The 17,094-nt window shown below is 54.0% G+C and carries 20 protein-coding genes; 8 read left to right on the top strand and 12 right to left on the bottom strand.

Features of this window, described 5'->3' with window-relative positions; translation table 11 throughout:
- Positions 1 to 25: 25 nt before the first annotated feature.
- Positions 26 to 349: a hypothetical protein gene (locus YA0848_RS24010; RefSeq protein WP_065085853.1), complete on the top strand. Its 324-nt coding sequence runs from the start codon at positions 26 to 28 to the stop codon at positions 347 to 349.
- A gap of 10 nt (positions 350 to 359) precedes the next feature.
- Here YA0848_RS24010 and YA0848_RS24005 read toward each other — a convergent pair whose 3' ends face one another.
- Together YA0848_RS24005 and YA0848_RS24000 are read right to left on the bottom strand one after the other, a co-directional pair.
- The gene (locus YA0848_RS24005) at positions 360 to 734 is read right to left on the bottom strand and encodes an Ig-like domain-containing protein (RefSeq protein WP_198731439.1); all 375 of its coding nucleotides are present in this window, start codon (positions 732 to 734) and stop codon (positions 360 to 362) included.
- On the bottom strand, positions 718 to 1,569 hold the full coding sequence (locus YA0848_RS24000; RefSeq protein ID WP_198731438.1) for a tandem-95 repeat protein: 852 nt from the start codon (positions 1,567 to 1,569) through the stop codon (positions 718 to 720). Before YA0848_RS24000 ends, YA0848_RS24005 begins: the two co-directional genes overlap by 17 nt.
- 443 nt (positions 1,570 to 2,012) lie before the next feature.
- Here YA0848_RS24000 and YA0848_RS23995 point away from each other — a divergent pair, with 443 nt between their 5' ends.
- Positions 2,013 to 3,989 carry a tandem-95 repeat protein gene (locus tag YA0848_RS23995; RefSeq protein WP_141678517.1) on the top strand — a complete coding sequence of 659 codons (1,977 nt, stop codon included), beginning with the start codon at positions 2,013 to 2,015 and terminating at the stop codon, positions 3,987 to 3,989.
- A 112-nt stretch (positions 3,990 to 4,101) separates the two neighbouring features.
- Here the strand turns inward: YA0848_RS23995 and YA0848_RS23990 are convergent, their stop codons facing one another.
- Together YA0848_RS23990 and YA0848_RS23985 are read right to left on the bottom strand one after the other, a co-directional pair.
- On the bottom strand, positions 4,102 to 5,904 hold the full coding sequence (locus YA0848_RS23990) for an ATP-binding protein (RefSeq protein WP_065085856.1): 1,803 nt from the start codon (positions 5,902 to 5,904) through the stop codon (positions 4,102 to 4,104).
- A 14-nt stretch (positions 5,905 to 5,918) separates the two neighbouring features.
- On the bottom strand, positions 5,919 to 6,359 hold the full coding sequence (locus tag YA0848_RS23985) for a hypothetical protein (RefSeq protein WP_141678518.1): 441 nt from the start codon (positions 6,357 to 6,359) through the stop codon (positions 5,919 to 5,921).
- A 337-nt stretch (positions 6,360 to 6,696) separates the two neighbouring features.
- On the opposite strand from YA0848_RS23985, the gene YA0848_RS23980 reads away from it, so the two are divergent.
- The gene (locus YA0848_RS23980; protein WP_065327863.1) at positions 6,697 to 8,136 is read left to right on the top strand and encodes a tandem-95 repeat protein; all 1,440 of its coding nucleotides are present in this window, start codon (positions 6,697 to 6,699) and stop codon (positions 8,134 to 8,136) included.
- A gap of 434 nt (positions 8,137 to 8,570) precedes the next feature.
- Here YA0848_RS23980 and YA0848_RS23975 read toward each other — a convergent pair whose 3' ends face one another.
- The gene (locus YA0848_RS23975; RefSeq protein ID WP_198731437.1) at positions 8,571 to 9,389 is read right to left on the bottom strand and encodes an HDOD domain-containing protein; all 819 of its coding nucleotides are present in this window, start codon (positions 9,387 to 9,389) and stop codon (positions 8,571 to 8,573) included.
- A gap of 390 nt (positions 9,390 to 9,779) precedes the next feature.
- On the opposite strand from YA0848_RS23975, the gene YA0848_RS23970 reads away from it, so the two are divergent.
- On the top strand, positions 9,780 to 10,214 hold the full coding sequence (locus YA0848_RS23970; RefSeq protein ID WP_065085860.1) for a hypothetical protein: 435 nt from the start codon (positions 9,780 to 9,782) through the stop codon (positions 10,212 to 10,214).
- 56 nt (positions 10,215 to 10,270) lie between these two features.
- Here YA0848_RS23970 and YA0848_RS23965 read toward each other — a convergent pair whose 3' ends face one another.
- Positions 10,271 to 10,849 (bottom strand): DUF6012 family protein, encoded by a 579-nt coding sequence (locus YA0848_RS23965; RefSeq protein WP_065085861.1) that lies wholly within the window; start codon positions 10,847 to 10,849, stop codon positions 10,271 to 10,273.
- Between the two features lie 83 nt (positions 10,850 to 10,932).
- Positions 10,933 to 11,481 (bottom strand): Arc family DNA-binding protein, encoded by a 549-nt coding sequence (locus YA0848_RS23960; protein ID WP_065085862.1) that lies wholly within the window; start codon positions 11,479 to 11,481, stop codon positions 10,933 to 10,935.
- Positions 11,482 to 11,730: 249 nt separating this feature from the next.
- On the opposite strand from YA0848_RS23960, the gene YA0848_RS23955 reads away from it, so the two are divergent.
- Entirely contained in the window at positions 11,731 to 12,339 is a 609-nt protein-coding gene (locus YA0848_RS23955) for a hypothetical protein (protein ID WP_065085863.1), read from the top strand.
- A complete protein-coding gene (locus YA0848_RS23950) occupies positions 12,332 to 12,721 on the top strand; it encodes a hypothetical protein (protein WP_141678520.1) in 390 nt (129 codons plus the stop codon). The genes YA0848_RS23955 and YA0848_RS23950 overlap by 8 nt, the downstream gene beginning before the upstream one ends.
- A gap of 177 nt (positions 12,722 to 12,898) precedes the next feature.
- On the opposite strand, the gene YA0848_RS23945 is transcribed toward YA0848_RS23950, so the two are convergent.
- From YA0848_RS23945 to YA0848_RS23925, 5 genes are all read right to left on the bottom strand, one after another.
- The gene (locus YA0848_RS23945; protein WP_065085864.1) at positions 12,899 to 13,600 is read right to left on the bottom strand and encodes a hypothetical protein; all 702 of its coding nucleotides are present in this window, start codon (positions 13,598 to 13,600) and stop codon (positions 12,899 to 12,901) included.
- Positions 13,601 to 13,703: 103 nt separating this feature from the next.
- On the bottom strand, positions 13,704 to 14,651 hold the full coding sequence (locus YA0848_RS23940; RefSeq protein ID WP_065085865.1) for a hypothetical protein: 948 nt from the start codon (positions 14,649 to 14,651) through the stop codon (positions 13,704 to 13,706).
- A 188-nt stretch (positions 14,652 to 14,839) separates the two neighbouring features.
- Positions 14,840 to 15,097: a hypothetical protein gene (locus tag YA0848_RS23935; RefSeq protein WP_065327864.1), complete on the bottom strand. Its 258-nt coding sequence runs from the start codon at positions 15,095 to 15,097 to the stop codon at positions 14,840 to 14,842.
- 69 nt (positions 15,098 to 15,166) lie between these two features.
- Positions 15,167 to 15,472: a hypothetical protein gene (locus YA0848_RS23930; RefSeq protein WP_065085867.1), complete on the bottom strand. Its 306-nt coding sequence runs from the start codon at positions 15,470 to 15,472 to the stop codon at positions 15,167 to 15,169.
- Between the two features lie 63 nt (positions 15,473 to 15,535).
- The gene (locus tag YA0848_RS23925) at positions 15,536 to 16,276 is read right to left on the bottom strand and encodes a hypothetical protein (protein WP_065327865.1); all 741 of its coding nucleotides are present in this window, start codon (positions 16,274 to 16,276) and stop codon (positions 15,536 to 15,538) included.
- A 290-nt stretch (positions 16,277 to 16,566) separates the two neighbouring features.
- Between YA0848_RS23925 and YA0848_RS23920 the strand changes: the two genes are divergently transcribed.
- Entirely contained in the window at positions 16,567 to 16,857 is a 291-nt protein-coding gene (locus tag YA0848_RS23920; RefSeq protein WP_065085869.1) for a hypothetical protein, read from the top strand.
- 6 nt (positions 16,858 to 16,863) lie between these two features.
- A partial coding sequence (locus tag YA0848_RS36155) for a hypothetical protein (RefSeq protein WP_232925173.1) occupies positions 16,864 to 17,094 on the top strand: 231 nt, incomplete at its 3' end.

The raw sequence follows: 17,094 nt of genomic DNA, 5'->3' as shown, positions 1-17,094 counted from the left end.
GCCAAGGCGGCTGAAGGAGTCTGAAATGCATGCCATCGTAACCGACATCCAGCACAGCGCAGACCAGCGACTGCCTAAGATGTCCAGCCCGCTGCAGGGAACGCCCCTGCAGCTTTACTGGGTCGGTGACAGTGACATCTATGCAGCTCGAAGCGCAGAAGAAGCCTTCGAATTGCACATTGCCCATTTTGGTGAAGAGGCCCGCAAAGACTTTTCTGCAGCAGATGTCACTCAGGTTGATGAGGTATCCCTGGACTCCACGTATCGCTATGAGGATGGCAAGCCGGCCCCTTCCCTTCGCGAAATCCGAGCTCATATTACTGAGCCCGGACCGGTCCCACTTCTGTAATCGCCGTTTGCTACTGCACGCGCCCTTTCACGGACACCGATTCAGACTCACGGGATTTGATCCTCATTGGCAGATAAATCACCGGGGCATCATTCACCGGGCGCACGGTAACAGCCACAAGCGCAGTGGAAGACCACTCGCCACCTTGATCCTTGGCGCGATAGCCAACTGACACGCTTCCACTCCAGTTGAGAAATGGTTTGACAGCGAGCTGGTCGCCTTCAATGGAAACATCGACAGCTCCCCCTGGAAGACCGACCAACTCGTACTCGAAGGATTGGGCACTATCAATATCCGTCGCCAGCAAAGTAACGACTCCGCGGGTGTCCTCATCAATCACCAGGGACAGTGGCATCGCAACTGGCGGGTCATTGACCGGGCTCACCGTGATCTCCGCTGTTGTCCTGGGCCCTATAGGTCAGCGAGGTTGTGCCATTCCAGTTCGCGGCCGGGGTGAAAATCAACGATCCGCCTGATATGACCGCCGAGCCATATGCAGGGTTTGGCGCAGTCACGATCTGAAAGATTGTCGGTATCGGTGAATCGATATCAGTTGCCCCGAGTGCAACGCTTCCTACGGCGTCCTCATCGACCGTCAGGCTGAGTGGAAGTGCTATCGGGGGATCGTTGACTGGCGTAATGGTGATAGTCACCGTCGCAACGTTTGATACCACGCCCTTGCTATCGGTGGCCTGGTAGGTCAGTGACGTGGTTCCGTTCCAGTTCGCTTTGGGGGTAAATGTCAGTGTCGCGCCACTGATCACCGCCGAACCGGCCGATGCGCTTGGAGATGAGACGATCCGGAACGAATGGTAATCGCCGGCGTCTGGGTCAGAGGCAGTGAGCGTTATGGAAGCTGAGGTGTCTTCCTGTGCAGTGAGCCCAACATTGCCGACTGAAGGAGGCTGATTAGAAGACTCGCGGCATACGTAGAAGGTCGCGTTCGTAGCAACACTATCCTCGGTCTCGCCGACATAGTCCCCCATCGTGTACGTGTGACCGCCAGCTTGGACTGAGGTCTGTTGACCGCTCCCCAGGTAGACGTTCACACCGTCCCACCAAATGATCGTCCTTTCGCCCAAGCTGCCATTGTAGAAAACTGTCCAACCTAAAAAGGTGTACGGGGCGGTTCCGTTGTATCTGCACTCTGTAGCCGCCATCGACTGCAATGGCATGGCTAGCGCTGACAGCACGAGTGAAAGTAAAACCGACAGCTTCATCAACCTGCCAAGCAGGTGCAGCCCTAAAAATCCCACAGGAAGACCCTCATTATATGTTAATGAGAATCATACGCGCATGCATTACGACTACAGGTCAATCAGCTCCCTTTCAGGGACATGATGAGAAAAAATCCTCCAGATTCCGCATCGAACTAGCTGTTTCTTCGCTCGAAGAATCTTCGACCTATTTTCCCCAGCCCACAAATACCATCGGCTAGAAAGCCAGGTCCTAGCGACCTAGGAAGTCGAGAAAGCTGAAAAGGCCAAAAGCCAAGTGGCATAAATGCCATTGAAAAATGCTATACGTGCCAGATTCCTGCCAGGCGTACCTTGTGGTGCCATTTTTTCGTCCCTGAACCTGGGGCGAACTGCCCCCTTTGCTTAGGACCCTTCGGCTATTTCTATCTTGCCCATCAAATGACGCGTGTCAGGCGAGGCAGATAGTGCAAAACCCTGAAGGGGACCTTAAAGATATGGCATTAGCTACCTGGTGGCGGTATCCAGCAACCGCCCTGCGAAGTGCAAGACTCACTGGCAAATCTAATCTCCAACATGGCCACACCAAAGAAGCCGGCCGCCTGCACTTGCGCGTGCACCTCAAAGCTTTCCTTAATTACGTGATGTTATTACCTACGGTATTTCTGCTGTTGGGCCTAGTCGCACAAGTTGCTCGAGGCGCCACCACGGTAGAGCCCACCTACCTCAGTGTGACCTTTGCCGATGGCAGTACTACGGCAAACGTTCGCCCAGGGGAAACGATCTCGGTGGTTGTGAAGTATCAGGAAAACGTCGCCGGCAAGCTCATTCGTGGCTTTACGACCATGGGTTGGTCGCAGTCCTCGAGCATTACTGTAAGTGGGACTACGAACCAGATTTTCGAGTCAGACACGAACTCACTGACGCCGGTCATGCCTCATGACTGCCGCATCAACACAAACAGCCCCTGCACCAACTTCTCTTCAGTAAACACGTACACCGGGACATTCGTTATCGACCGCGACATGATGACGAAAGAAATGCAGATTCTTGACTGGAACACGTTCCAGATGATCACTGTCCCGCCTCAACCAATCCCCTATGGTGAACACCAGATAATTGTCTCACCAGGCATCGGCTGTAACGCTTTGGGCGCCGCCCCGCCTGGGTCCCTGATTCAGCCATGTGCTGTCGAAATCAACCTCACAAAGTACCTCACAGTAAACATCCTCCCCGACAACACTGCCCCGATCGTGAGCGATAGATCTGCAACCACTCTGGAGGATACTCAGGTCGCCATTCCTCTGAGCGTGATAGATCCAGACGTAGGGGATTTCGCAAGCTACACGATTGTCACCGCGCCGGACGCCCAACACGGATCGGCAGTGATCGCAGGGAACCAGCTCATTTTTAAACCCCGTCAGGACTGGAATGGGGTAACCAGCCTCACCTACAGGGCGACAGACTCCAGGGGAGCTACGTCAAACATTGCGACCGTCACGATCACCGTGACACCGGTCAACGACCCGCCAGTAGCCCACGACAAATCCCTAACTATCGACGAAGACACTTCGGGATCTGTAACGCTGTCGGCGACAGACATCGACTCGCCCAGTCCGTCTGTCTTTCAAATCGTGTCCCCACCGAACGCAGCACATGGCTCCGCATCAATCGTAGGAAGTACTCTGACCTTCACGCCTGTGGAGAACTGGAATGGCACAACGAGCTTGACCTACCGAGCCCAAGACAGCAGTGGAGCCTGGTCGGCACCGGCAACAGTCTCGATCACTGTTCGCCCAGTCAATGACGCCCCAGCCGTAAGCGCCAGGAACCTGATCACGCCCGAAGATACTTCGGCGACGCTGACCCTTACTGCGGCCGACGTCGACAGCTCCGTCTTTATATTTGAAATCGTCAGCCCCCCAGCCAATGGCGTCGCCAGCGTCTCTGGCTCCACCCTGACGTTCACACCAGCATCTGATTGGAATGGGGTTACGAGCTTAACGTATAGGGCCAAGGATGATGCAGGGGCCTGGTCTAACGTGGCTACCATCACCATTACTGTGAGTCCGGTAAATGACCCGCCAGTAGCACAACCCCTTACTCTTGAAATCGATGAGGACTCTCCGGGTTCTGTGCCCCTGCAAGCTACCGACATCGACAGCGTCCAAACATTTTCCTTCGAGATCGTGGGTAACGCAGCAACAGATGCCGGCGTGGCACAGGTCCAGGGCAATCAACTCAATTTCACACCAGCTGCGAACTGGAATGGATCTACGACGCTAAGCTACCGTGCTCGTGATGTTGAGGGCGCCTGGTCGCTGCCCGCTCAGGTAACGGTAAAAGTGCGCCCTATTAATGATGAGCCAACCCCAGCCACGGCGATTCACATAACAACACTGGAAAGCAAGCCGAAAACCCAGAATGTAAAGGTTTCAAACTAGTCAGTTATCCGCCCTTGCGTCTTAGATTGTGGCGGATCACAGACATCCAGTAGCGTGGCAAGCAAAATAAAGAGGGGGCAAAGCCCCCCTCTTTATCACTAGATCAACCCAACTATTCCTCTTCCTTACCCCCGCCCTTCTTGGCAAGCTTGTCCACATGCCCTGTCAGAACTTTTAAGTGAGCACTGTGCTCTCCCGATGGCACGATCTGAAGCTTAGAAATACCGGCTATGTATCCACGGAAGAGCTGGTCGATTGTCTTGCCGTATTCACGATGCATAGTAGCCTCGTGGTATCTGACATAAAATTCACGACTGTGGTGGTGATCGCCTAAACTGCTGTCATCGTGCGCATATTCGTGAATGAGGAGATTCACTAACTTCGCTGGACTACCACTCCTGTCTTTCTCCCGGATAGCACCCTGCCGCAGACTACGCCGACGTGTATTGACCCCTCTGACACCCTTCAAAAGACGCCTATGGATAGCGATATATGAAGCCCCGTCAGTCCAGCCTTCCATGCAGTCGGACACTCCTGCAACCAGTCTTCGGGCTCGGCCGCCATTGCTCATTACGAGCATAGCTACTGATTTATTTATATCCCTTAGCTCATTTAAAACTAGCCTTTCCTCAGAATCTAGATCGTCGTCAGAGAGGAGATTCGATGTGCTACTCAACTCCCGAACATAATCATCGAACGGGTGAAAGGAAATATCTCGACTCCATCCCAATCGCTCCCGGAGTCTAGCAATTACTGCGACTGTATTTTTCTCTGTGACGTCCGCCTTTGCCCGATGCAACAGAAGCGGCATAACCACGGTCGCCATCCCGCTGTTTTGTACCTGCTCAGCAATGGCCATGTGCTCACCATCAAAGAGTGTATATCGCTGGGCCCTTAGATAATCGTTCGGCGCTTTAACCTCGCCAAATACATCAGGAATGAACTTTGCCTTGCAAATGCTGCCCAGCGTCTCACTGCTAAAAACTCTATCTGTGAAAATCAGATCTTTAAGAAGCGCTGCTGCCTCTGTATCAGTAAGCTTCTTGAGCTTGCCCATTTGCAATTCAAATCGCTCAGCCATGACCTTCCGTACGTGCTGCCAGGTGTCGCATTGATGCTCGATAATGCTATTGCGCGCCAGGTTAATGCGAAGGGGTTTCTTTGTAGTCACAACACCGCCGGCACCGAATTTTCGGGCGGGAATTGCACAAACAAACACACCTTGGTTGTATATGCTTAACACCTGCTCCTCACGGGAAAACTTATACCAAGCATATTCATCCTCGATGTTCCACTTGCCGGCCGCAGGTGGCTCATTCGCATCTATTCCGTTCACTGTAATCGGAACCGCGACAAACCTAATCATTTCCTTGAAGCATGAATCATAGTCGCCGAGATATCGATAATTACACTCAACGATCCCCGCAAGAATTTCCGCATCAATCAGATGCTTTTTCCCTGGATAAATCGTACCACTGATAGTACATCCCGGATGAGACACCTCATGCTCTATCAGGTGATACCCGAAGGTTTCTTCATTCTCCAAGTCAACGTGCATTTCGAAGTACCCGCTTCTCCAGACAGTCTTTGCATAAGACATGACTTGGCCGCGGCCGATCCGAAAGCGCCCATATACAGCATCTCCCTCGACATGTGGGGTGCCAAATGATTCGAAGAACTGCTCAATCTCTTCACGCGATCTAAAGCCACGCCCATTATCCGATATCTGGAACGTACCCTCTTTGGGGTCAGCGGCTATGCAAACGCTGGTTGCACCAGCATCAACAGCGTTCATCACCAGTTCAGCGAATGCCTTGCTGAGTGACCCTGCCTGCTCATTGATTAAAGTTTTAATTACTGCGGGATGAATTGTGAACTGGCGACGCTCGCCACTAACCGATTCAATGCTACTCATTGACAAACTCACTTTCAGAAGTTGATCACGCAAGACTTTTGCTTTGAAAGCTCTATCGCTTGATGAAGTGCCTTGGGGAACTCAGCGACAGGAACCCATAAGTCTTGCGGCTTTCTTGGTCTTTTTCCCCAGCTCGCTACCAGAAGATCTTCTTGAGGAATATAAGTAGCTTTGAAGGTTGCGAAGTGACCGTCATCCTCGATAACTCCGACAACAATTGGGTAGGGAGCCTCACCTGGTGGAGCTCCAGTGTTGAACTGGTGAATAAGAGCGCCAGTCCCCACTTCAAGCCCACCGTCGTACATAAGTTCGACATTCTCAATTCCAAGCGCGGACGCCGCCTGGCGAGAGCGCTTTGCACGGTCCGAATACAGGAAAAGCAAGTCAAGAGAACGCGCAAATCGCTTCAGTAGTGTCAGCCTGCGAGATGCACCGACGTGACGGCCATTGTTCATAGATGTACTCCACAAGGATCCACCACATGGAGTATCCCGGCCCGTGCCCTTGCGTTGGAGGTGATCCGTCCCTCGTTTAGGTGCAGAAGACTTTCTGGCTGATCAAAAGCAACCATGCCGTGAATGTGCCGCCCCTACTGCTGCCCAGAAGAGGGTGCAGATCGAAGGCCTGCATCGTTACGGCATGCGCAAGAATTGCCAGTGAACAGATGTTTACCACCACTGCTTTGCGGGGAAATTTATGACCAGCGGAACTGCGAAAGGCCGGGCCAGGCGACTGGCTACAACGGGCTCAACCTTTGGGTCACTCGCCATCGCGGCGGCTCTACTGATTTCAATGCTGATGGTGCCGTTGACCGGCCTCGCTGACGGGGGGACCGTCCAAGTCAAATGCTATAACCTCAAGTTCGCATCTTGTCCTGCCGGCCAAACCGGCTATCAAATCTGGAACTTCGAAGGACGGGTAGCCAACCAGCAAGAGGCTGGATACTGTTCCAGGCTAAAGGCGCCCGGTCAAAATTCCACGTACAACACCTGGACAAAGATCGGCGACACCTGCGTTGCCGCAAACACAGCCCCAACCGCATACGCTCTTTCTTTCAGCACGAATGAAGATACCACCGGCAGCTTTCCGCTTTCGGTGTACGACCCAGACGCAGGCGACAGCCACACGTTTGTCCTTCTCTCTCAGCCCGCGCCTGCGGCTGGATCGGCATACATTTCTGGGAGCACTCTGATCTTCACACCTAAGCCAAACTGGTATGGCACAGCCTCTCTTACCTATCAGGCGACCGATAGCCAGGGCGCTGTTTCCAATTCCGCAGTGATTACCATCACTGTTAACCCAGTAAACGATGCGCCTGTCGCCGCAGACATGAGTCTCACCCTGGATGAAGACTCTTATGGAAGCGTGGTGCTGCAAGCTACTGACATTGACTCTCCGGCACCGACCATTTTCCAGATTATTTCAGCCCCGAATCCTGCTTACGGGACTGTGACCCTAAGCGGCGCAACGCTAGCTTTCACTCCCGCGGCGAACTGGTATGGAACCACTACTCTCACCTACCGGGCCCAAGACAGCGCTGGCGCATGGTCGGCACCGGCAACGGTCACCGTGGTAGTTCGCCCTGTCAACGACCCACCTGTTGTTGCGAACCGGAGCCTTTCCACTCTCGAAGATACTCCTGCAACCCTTACCCTGAGTGCGAGTGATATCGACAGCAGCTCCTTCACGTTTGAGGTTATTGGACAGCCCGCAAACGGGAGCGCCTCCATAACCGGCTCTGCCCTCACCTTCACGCCCGCGCCGAACTGGTCTGGTTCTACTTCAATCACATACCGGGCAAAAGACGACGCTGGAGCCTGGTCAAACAGTGCGACCATCAGCATCACCGTAACCCCAGTGAATGACGCCCCCGTTGCCCAGCCAAGAAATTTGACCATCGACGAAGATGTGCCTGGAGAAGTTCTCCTAATCGCAACTGATATAGATAGCGTCCAGGTTTTCACCTTCGCCCTGGAAAAACAGGCCCAAAGCGATCACGGGACAGCGTTCGTTGAAGGCGACAAGCTCCGCTTTGAGCCGGCCCCTGATTGGCACGGCACGTCGACAGTCACCTACAGGGCGCGGGATGTGGAGGGAGCCTGGTCAGAGCAGGCCTCTGTGATTATCACCGTCAGGCCGGTGAATGACACGCCAGTGTCCAAAAACGCAATGCGCCTTCAAGGAATCGAAAGTGTTCACTCAGCTGCCACTGGCAAAGTAGTACGCAACTGATAGGCACCAGCGCTGCAGGAGGTCTACAACTCCTGCAGCGATCTGTCCCAGACTGGGACTAGCATAATTCGACGAGAGCCAAGAAATTGGCTAGGAGCTCCCTTTCCTGCTAAAAGCCTAGCCGTCCTTGTAGTAGGAACTTTAGATGGCCAAGCAACGCGTAATTCAACTCGATGAGCCTGCAGTTTTAGCGCTGTGCCCCAGTTGCCAGGGCACCGGGCTTTTTTGCATTGAACGCTTTATGAGCAGCGACGATCGTGTACACCTTGATGAGCTCCGCCAGTCCGGATTCAAAATCCTGAGCAAGCCTCTCAACCAAGTGGGCAATACCGATGACTGTCGCTGTCAAAAGCCCAGGGGCCAGGCACCACAGAAACCTACGGGTAAGCCCCTCCTCACCCTCAAAAGAAAGCCCCTTGATTGAGCCGTATTCGCTAGCCGGCGAGCACTGATGCCTCTTCCAGGTACAGGCCCGCATCACTTCGTTTCAAGCCCAGCGCCAGCAACGCATGACTCGTTTCCCAGTCAACACCACCAAATGGTCCAGAGCTGCCCTGGTTCGAAATGATACACGCGGCCTGAACGACATCCACGTAATCGAGCTGTTCCGATCTTCTGCTTAGGTCAGAGAAGCTGCTAGGAACATCCGCCAACTGAGCCGGGAAATCCCATTGGGCAAGAATCCTGTGCCCTATAACTGGGTGGACATGGTTGATGACGTAGTCAAGCTCAGCAGGGCTTACGCGGAGGCTGTGCTTATCGATATAGGTGAGGATCGGAAGCACACCTATCATGTGGACTAGCCCTGCCAGAATCGCTTGGTCAGCACTCAAGTCTGACCGTCGCTTACAAATAGCATGGCAAACACCGGCCACAACCAGGCTCTTACGCCAGACCTCTCGTAGCTTCTTGTCGAGCGCTTTCGACTTGCTACGGAACATCTGCTCCATTGCCAGGCCAACGGCAAGATTGCTGGTATAGATAACGCCCAAACGGCCGATTGCGGCTTGTAGGTCAGTTATCTCCCAGCCCGAACGCAGCAGCGGGCTATTCACCACCTTTAGCATCCTAGCGGTGAGCGCAGTGTCCGTCCCAATAACCCCCGCAAGCCGGGCTATCGTGACATCGGGCAGCTCTGCCGCCTCTCTGACTTTTAGCGCTACTTCCGGCAAGGTGGGCAGCGCAACCTCGTCGTCCTCCACGGCCTTCAGTAAAGCTCGCAGAGTCTGTTCCGAGACGTCATCCAAGGACAATGGCAGGCTCTTTATTTGAGCCCCATAGCCCTCCCCTACTGGGCTGAGGTTGTGCTTCCTCGACACGATTCTATTCCTTGATGCAAGGTTAAGCGCACAGGGGAACACCCTACACACCAGCCAATGAATCTCAGGCTGCTAGCTATGGCCGCACACACGATCCAGAAGCAGCCAAAGTACCCCTTTCTTCGATGCAGCTTGCATTGTCCCTTATTTTAAGAATCTGCAACCGACTGCTCAGCACTTTTCTTAAGAATTTCGCCTATTGACGGGCGAGATCGTTAACTGAGACGGCCCAATCCACCCAGGTTCGGGGCCGGATCTCACGTTGCAGAAAACCCAGACCAGAGATAATCGACCAGAATGTTGGGGTGCAAAAAGGGTAATTTTATGGCCGGACGGGCAGTTACAGAGTTGGATTTTCGCAAACCTGAGTACCGAGACGCCAAGGTCGAGGACTATGAATTTCGTGCGGATGGAGCACTTGTTCGGAAGGACAGGTGGGAGGTGGGCATCCGCACAATCTGCGGCCTTGTTGGCATGAGTGGTCGCGATTTCGAGATCCCTGACGTAGTCAGCAAGGTGGAGCAGCTCGCGACGGATCAGGAGGGGTGGATGGCCATCGAAGATATTGAGGACGCAGATGACTATCCACCGGAAAGCGTTCCGGTGAGCATTCAACTGTCAGACTCTAGCATTCTGAAGGGGGCTTTCTATTCCCCTTCGCAAAATGCCTGGCTGTGGCGGGGGCAGAGCTTCAGAGAAGAAGTGTCCGCGTGGAAGGAAGAAACCGGTAGCGCACACCGAGAAGGTCTTTCGGCGTGATGAAGGATCACGGCCGATGAAGGCGACAGACTAGAAGGCCTGTCGCCTCCCACGCATCAAAGCTTGATCGCGCTATCGAAGTGCGGCAGCCGGTTCGACAACGAGTTTTGACGCTCGAGACGTTCCTTCGCAATCGTGGGAATGCGGAACGTCTCATGTCGCTCCAGGACGATACCGCTGGAGTTCACGGTATCGTGGAAGTCCCCTTTTCGACCGTTGTCTGAAAACACATCCATCCGAGGCTGGTGCGACGCTGGCGTGCAGTCCTTGGCAGATTCAGGCCACCTACCATGCCAGAGAACCATGCTGTCGGTAACGGTATCGAAGTCTTCATCCAGAACGTGGTATTTCACCACGTGCTGGACGACCATTTCTGCCTGTAGCGCCCAGCGAGTGATTACAGTGAAGTCCTTCACGCGTCCACCAACCTCGAAAAACAGCCCTTCTACCGCTTCCCGCCCCTGCTTTCGGCATGCCACGGTATAGAACTTGTTGGGATATGGCTTTCTACCCGCAAGGTGTTCACCGCCGCGCAACGACAAACCGAACTCGGGGATCTTGAGATCCACAAGAGAGACATCCACGGATCGGTTGTTCCTGCCGGCATAGATTTTGGGTGTGACATGGATGAGCATTGGGAAACCTCTGACAATCAATGGCAGTCATGAGGATTCCAGTAATCACATAAACCAAGCGCCCTATCTGCCCCGATAAAGGGTCACGGAAATAGGCCTTCGGATTCAGCAGACTCTTCAGCATCCATCGATACGCACGCCCCAAGCATCGCGTAGTTTGCTCTCTGGGTATTGATCCACCACACCAAGGCATCTAGCACCCAGAGCTGCATGGACCGTAGCTCACCGCCCTCCGATCGCTGCCTATCAACCTCTCTAGCTACCGCTCCCCTTATGCCGTCAGGCAGACGAATAACGCTTTTCGCCTCACCACGAATATGGTCCTCACTGAAGAACGCAACGTCCCCCATCAAGTGCGCAACCATTTCCTCGCCGAGGTACGCCACGTAGACCTTGCGAGTGACATTAGCCTTGCGACGCCCCTCAAGAGACTCCAGCACAGCGCAGATAATTTCAGAGTTGGCACTCCGGCCCTGAACCTTTCCAAGCTCAGTCATGGCCTTGAGCAGTTCGGTCGACGCCCTTATCACGAATTTATCAGCAGTCCTGGACCTGTAGATGGGTCGCTGGGGCATTGAGGCGCGAGCAGCAGCCAACGCCCGTAGTGCTATGGGGTTTAAAACCTCTCTCATCCGCCGAACCTGTGAGCCTGTGGAAAGCAGCAATTGTCGCACACGATGCGCACCGGGTTGGCTACCACAAACTTGGCTTCAATAGCGTGGCATCCCGTGCTCAAGCATTGAGCAGCTTGATTGCAGTTGAACTGGCCCCTTAGACGTCCCTAATTGCCGGTTGCATATATCACCGAGGTGGCAAAATCCTGGTCTCTATGGGAGGTGGTCAAGCCTCCAGGACCACTAAAGCAAAAAGGATGCGGTTCCATGAAGGAAACATTCAGTCGTGCACTTGGAGCATTAGATCGAGCTCGGAACGAGGTGTCGTGCCGGGTCGAAGCCACCGCGGTTGGCGCAAAGGATGCTGTCCTCAATAGGACAAACCAGATCACAGGCACTGTGGCCAAGACCTACTATGGCGTGAAGGGCACAGTGTCCTGGATGGTCGACGTGGGGATCGTCGTTGCTGCAATAGCTGCACCGGTACCGACGGCAATCGGAATCGGACTCCTGTGGGTGCTTGAGAACCAGATCAAAGCTGTCGCCGCCGATATCGATGAATCTAACCGAGACCGGGAGCAAAAGCGGAAGCTTCAGCGGGTAACATCGCTTCTGAAAAAGTATGGCCAGATTCCAGAGAGCGCATCACTCAAGACGGAGTATGTGTCGATGTGGATCAACAGCAGAACGGGCACCGTTGATGGCGAGATCCTTTCCGGCGAGTTCAAGGGTCGATTCCTGTGCGCCCTCACGGAATCGAACCTGGAGCGCCTTATCGAACACTCTAAGGATCCCGACACCAAACAGATCCTGGAGGGATATCTTTCTCTGCGCCGCGCAAATGCAGCCAATCTTGAAGGTGGCGGCGATGACTGACATTCGACTTCGGACACAAAAAGACTTGGTCGAGCTTGCCGCTCTAGCGATTGGGCTCGAAGGTCCTTTTGTTGACGATGACGATTTCCACGATCCGCGTTTTGGAATCGACATTGATCCGGTCTTTCATCGAGCCACCTGGGATCCTCGTGATAGCGACGGCGACAGCTTCCGTCTCCTGGTAGAACTTAAACTAGAGGTCCGATTTGACGATGAGCGTCACTGCTGGATTGCAACAGACCAAAACTCGATAGTGATCGAAGAAGGTGCGCAAGAAGGCGAGGAAGACTTTCGTCCAGCAGCCAGGCGTGCGGTGTGGTACGCGGCAGCAGCAATAGGACTTCAAATGCGCGATAGGCAACCACGACCTAGTGTCACCTAAGGACCTGTAAAGCTAGCCTGAACCGATCAGGCCATTTCAGTTTGGCCTGCGCATGCACCCGTAAGCCGGAGAGCCTTCTTGCCATGTCCTCGAGAGGTCGATTCGGAGCAGCATGCCAGTCGAGAAACAAAAAAAGGCGGCACAAGCTTTCGCTTGGCCGCCTTGATCACAGATATGTCAGCTGACGCCCATGGCGCCAAGAGACGTTGTCGGTTCCATCAGGTGATTACCCAATGCTTTGATAAGGTTCTCACCACCTTTCATTTGGATAACGCCCGGTTTCAACTCGACCTGGCCTCTACCGAAGGATATCTCCATATCAGCCAAAGCTGAGACTGGGATGCGGTCCGTTCTGAAGACGTCATCTGTGTGGCTAGCGATAGCTGTAAACCAAAACTCATTCTCAGAGACATTGATTTCGGGGCAATCGTACGAGGCTTCCTCAGCCCCTGAGCTCCACCCAACTAAATCACCCTTCAGCCAGTTTGCCGGGTAGTAGGTCTGAGTGACGGCATTCAGCCGATGTTGCGCTGCTACCTCAACCAGCTTGAACACCAGAGCCCTCAACTCCGGCTTAATCTCGAGAGCGAGGAAATCCGGAGAGTCAGGAATGTCGACAGGTCCACGGATCGGCGCCAGGAGAACCTCACGAGGAGGATTACCCTGTGCGAGATTCCGCGCAAGCTCACTGCGTCCCAGAGGCTCTTCTCCATCGGCGCCGCAGTCATCCGCATGGAATTGACAGACCGGCACCATGAAAATGGGCCCACCCTCTTCATCTGCAACAGGGACCAGCTTGGCCGCAGGGGCAAATGAGATAGGGGCAGAACGCAGACAGAATTTGCAGCAGTAGTCCAGGTTGATTGAAATGCTAGTCATGATACAGCTCCAGTAAATGGGGCCGCCCCATCAGGGGTGGCCCTGATGGGGTTTGAAAGGATGGCCAACAGATCTCTCTGCTGGCCTATTTTGTGGCTATCGATCAGCCCAGGATTTGCTCCTGCACCGCACGACAGAACTCAGGGTCAATCCCATTGCCGCCGGCATCGAGCGCCGTTAGCTGGAAGTCACTTACGTAAACCTCCTGGCCGTTTACCTCTTGAATGTTTTCACTATCGCCACCCTCGCAGTCCTCATCCAGGATGAGAACCCGTACAGGGCGATCGCTTCGAACACTGTTCACCACGCCGCCGTTGATCTCCAGCACCACAGTTCCCATATCGCACTCTTCGACTGAGCTGGACAGTTTCAGCTGAGGGATGAGGTCGCCCAAGTCGCTTGGCACCACATCGAACTCCTGCTTCCACATTTCAATGTCGCCCAGCACAACCAGGTCATCAGAGTCGTCACCAGTCTCATTGTCCTCGAGATACAGGACCTTCACCGCGTGGCTGGCCTGCACCAGGATTTCATCGTTACTGGTGCTTCGAACAATGACCAGAGGCTTTGCGCAAGGATCGGCCACTGCAAAGTTAATGCTTTGGCACAGTTTCTCAATGCCCCACTCATCCATGCTGATGTCATCGTCACCATTGGTAGCGATGTCGTGGATGTGATCCGAGCGATTAGCCGGGTCACCCATCCCCATCTCCTGGTAGAGCCGCAGAGCAGCGAGGATTGTGTTGCGGACCGTGCCTTCAGGGACATAGATGTCACCAAGACGAGACTTCGTCTCACCGGCTGGGTCGGAGTCCGCCGCATTAACGTGCAGCGACCAGCCGTCCTGAGCCAGGGTGTAGCGAGTCTCGAAGTTTGCCGGAACGTCCTGAATCAGATCGACCGGAATGCTGTTGGCATGAGCCAGCGGCATACCGACGTCGGAGGTGAAGAAACGAGCCACAGCGTCACGTAGATCGACGGCCGTGACAGAGGTCTTCAACTCAACAGCCGAGTTCTTGAACAGGCAGATAAAGGGTTTTTTAGCTTGCATGGTTTTGCTCCAAGTAGAGCGGAACCATGGCCCCTACAAGGGGCCATGAAGCCCCGCGGGGGTAATGTCATGTGCTGGAAACCCCAGCTGGCTTTCTCTGGCAGCCACATGGCCGACAGAAGAATCTTCTTAAGAAATCCGTCTTTCGTAAGAAGACTCGAGGTGGGAAGCCCCACCTCTTGTCCGTATCAATAAGCCTCGCCTTGCACGCAGAACACGCAAGGGAAGGAAGCTACTGCGTCGCAAGCATCCTCGAGGATGCCGACATCCACCAGACCGTTGAAAGTTGGCATTGCACCTTCATCGCTCATGTAGAGCCATTTGCACTCTCGTGTGTACACGACGTGGGTCACCTCGGGGAAAATGCTCCGCACATGGTCAAGGGCGCGGACAACAGCTGCCGGCACCATCGCAGATTCACCACGAGTATTTTCACTACCTGACATATTCAGCTCCAGAACTGAGACGGAGCCAGCCCTTACGGGATGGCCCCGCAAGGGTTTAGGTTGATCGCGTTAGCGAGTCGTTTCTTGAAACTGCTCGATAGCTCGGAGGAGCTCAGGGCAGCGGATTCTCCATACCGGCGCCGACGTGTAGCCAGCCGGTTCTTGTTTGCCTGTTTCGTCAAACTTGCCGCTGGCTAAGATCATCTGCAGGAAGTCACTGGGAAGGTCCCAGGCTTTAATGCAAATTTCATCTTCCTCCAGGACCGCATCGAGAATGTTGACAGACAGGGTGCAGAACGGAGCCCCCTCGTCGTCATACACCTGAATTGCAGGGCGACCATTTCCGTAAAGGCCCACTTCAAGCTTGTAGTCCATATTTCAGCTCCAGACACTGGCTGCCTTACCCCTTGCAGGAGCAAGGCCCTGCCAGGGTTTGATTTAAAGGGAAGCCAATGCCGTGCCGAGTGCATCACGCTGATCATCTGTCAGAAGACCATCTACAACGAAAGCCCATGCAGCTGGACGATCGTTACAAATCTCGCTTTGGTCAGGGACACAGAACTCCACCCCAGGGAAGCGTGGTGTGATCTCTGCGAGTGCCGTTTTGAGGTAAGCAACAACCTCCTCCGCTGGCCGAAGCTTGTTATTGCTTGCGCACTCCGGGTCGCTCTCAGAATTTTCATGTCCATCGCTTTCCAGCGAAGTCATTTCGAGTTCGAAAAGGATCCCAAACCGCCCATCCTTGCGGACGACGAACGTCTCTTCTGCCCACATTTGCTGAATCAGTCTTTCGAGCAGCGGCTGGTTGAATTCCAGTAGCTCAAGAGGTTTGTTTTCGGCGTTGTAGTAGTTGATCTCACCCCAGCGATCAGTGAGGTTTTGCGAAATTCGCCATTCCTCCCATTCAACATCACTAGCGATCGAACGGACTTTCGCAACGGGGTCAGGTACATCGCGAGGAGCTTTCACCATTAGCATGGTGTCAATGGGATAACCGACGACGTCGATATCCTCGTAGCTCACCGCTACGCAGTTTTCGGTTTCCTTTTCCACCGACGAAACAATGCCATATGCATAAGCAGCATGCGGACTGCCCGACAGATGGGGACAAGACGCCAGGTCGACGCGATTGCCGACAACAAGCGCAGTGACTTGAGTGGAGATGAGTTGGTTTTGCATGGTACGACTCCGAGTTGACAGAGCCGCACCCCTATCAGGGGCAAGGCCCTGGTAGGGATAGTGAGGTGCTGGAATCCAGCTAGTAGATCAGCTTGAGCATTCAAGCTGAAAACACGTCAATACTGCCCGATCGGCAAAACCAAGGCAATCTCGACTAGCCAAATGGCTATTTGCCCCCATTTGAGGGACGGTTAGACCATTGCAGTTTGCCACCATCTGGGAGAATTCCCTGGCTTGAGCCGTAGGCCTGGCCAGAACGTTTTGGTTTACACCTAGAGGGAGCTTCAAAGTTGGACCAACTCTCGCAAACCCCACCGGAAACCCTGCCCCTTAAAGTATTCATCGTGGCCGACCATGAGTGGTACGCGGCACACTCGGCTGCACACGCCTTGGAGCTACATCACGCCCTTTCTGGTGAGATCGATGAAAGCCTCACAGTCGAGTTCGACGTATCGGAAGCGTCTGAAACGCAGCTGGATACACCCTGGGCAAATGAGGAGCAACCTGGCATTGCGATCGGGACGGCCAGAGAGTGGTTAGCCTCTAAAACAGAGCCTGGCTGGCTCACTGGTACGGAGTGATAGCCAATGCCCGACTCAAGAAAGAATTTGGCGGCAGAGCTTGTAGGTCTCATGCCTGCTAGCGACGATCGACGGATGTGGCGGGAGCATTACGCAACTGTTTTCGAACAGATGGCCGAGCATGACGATCTCACTATTCTTACCGATGCCAAGCTAGCTGAAGAGGCGGTTCAACACTTCTACATTTTCGCCTCACGATACCCAGACCTCTTTGGCATGAATCGCCCCGGCTTTTGT

This window comes from Pseudomonas sp. S4_EA_1b (genome assembly GCF_016307435.1).
Lineage (GTDB): Bacteria > Pseudomonadota > Gammaproteobacteria > Pseudomonadales > Pseudomonadaceae > Aquipseudomonas > Aquipseudomonas rhodesiae.
This window is presented reverse-complemented; position numbering and strand designations above follow the sequence as displayed.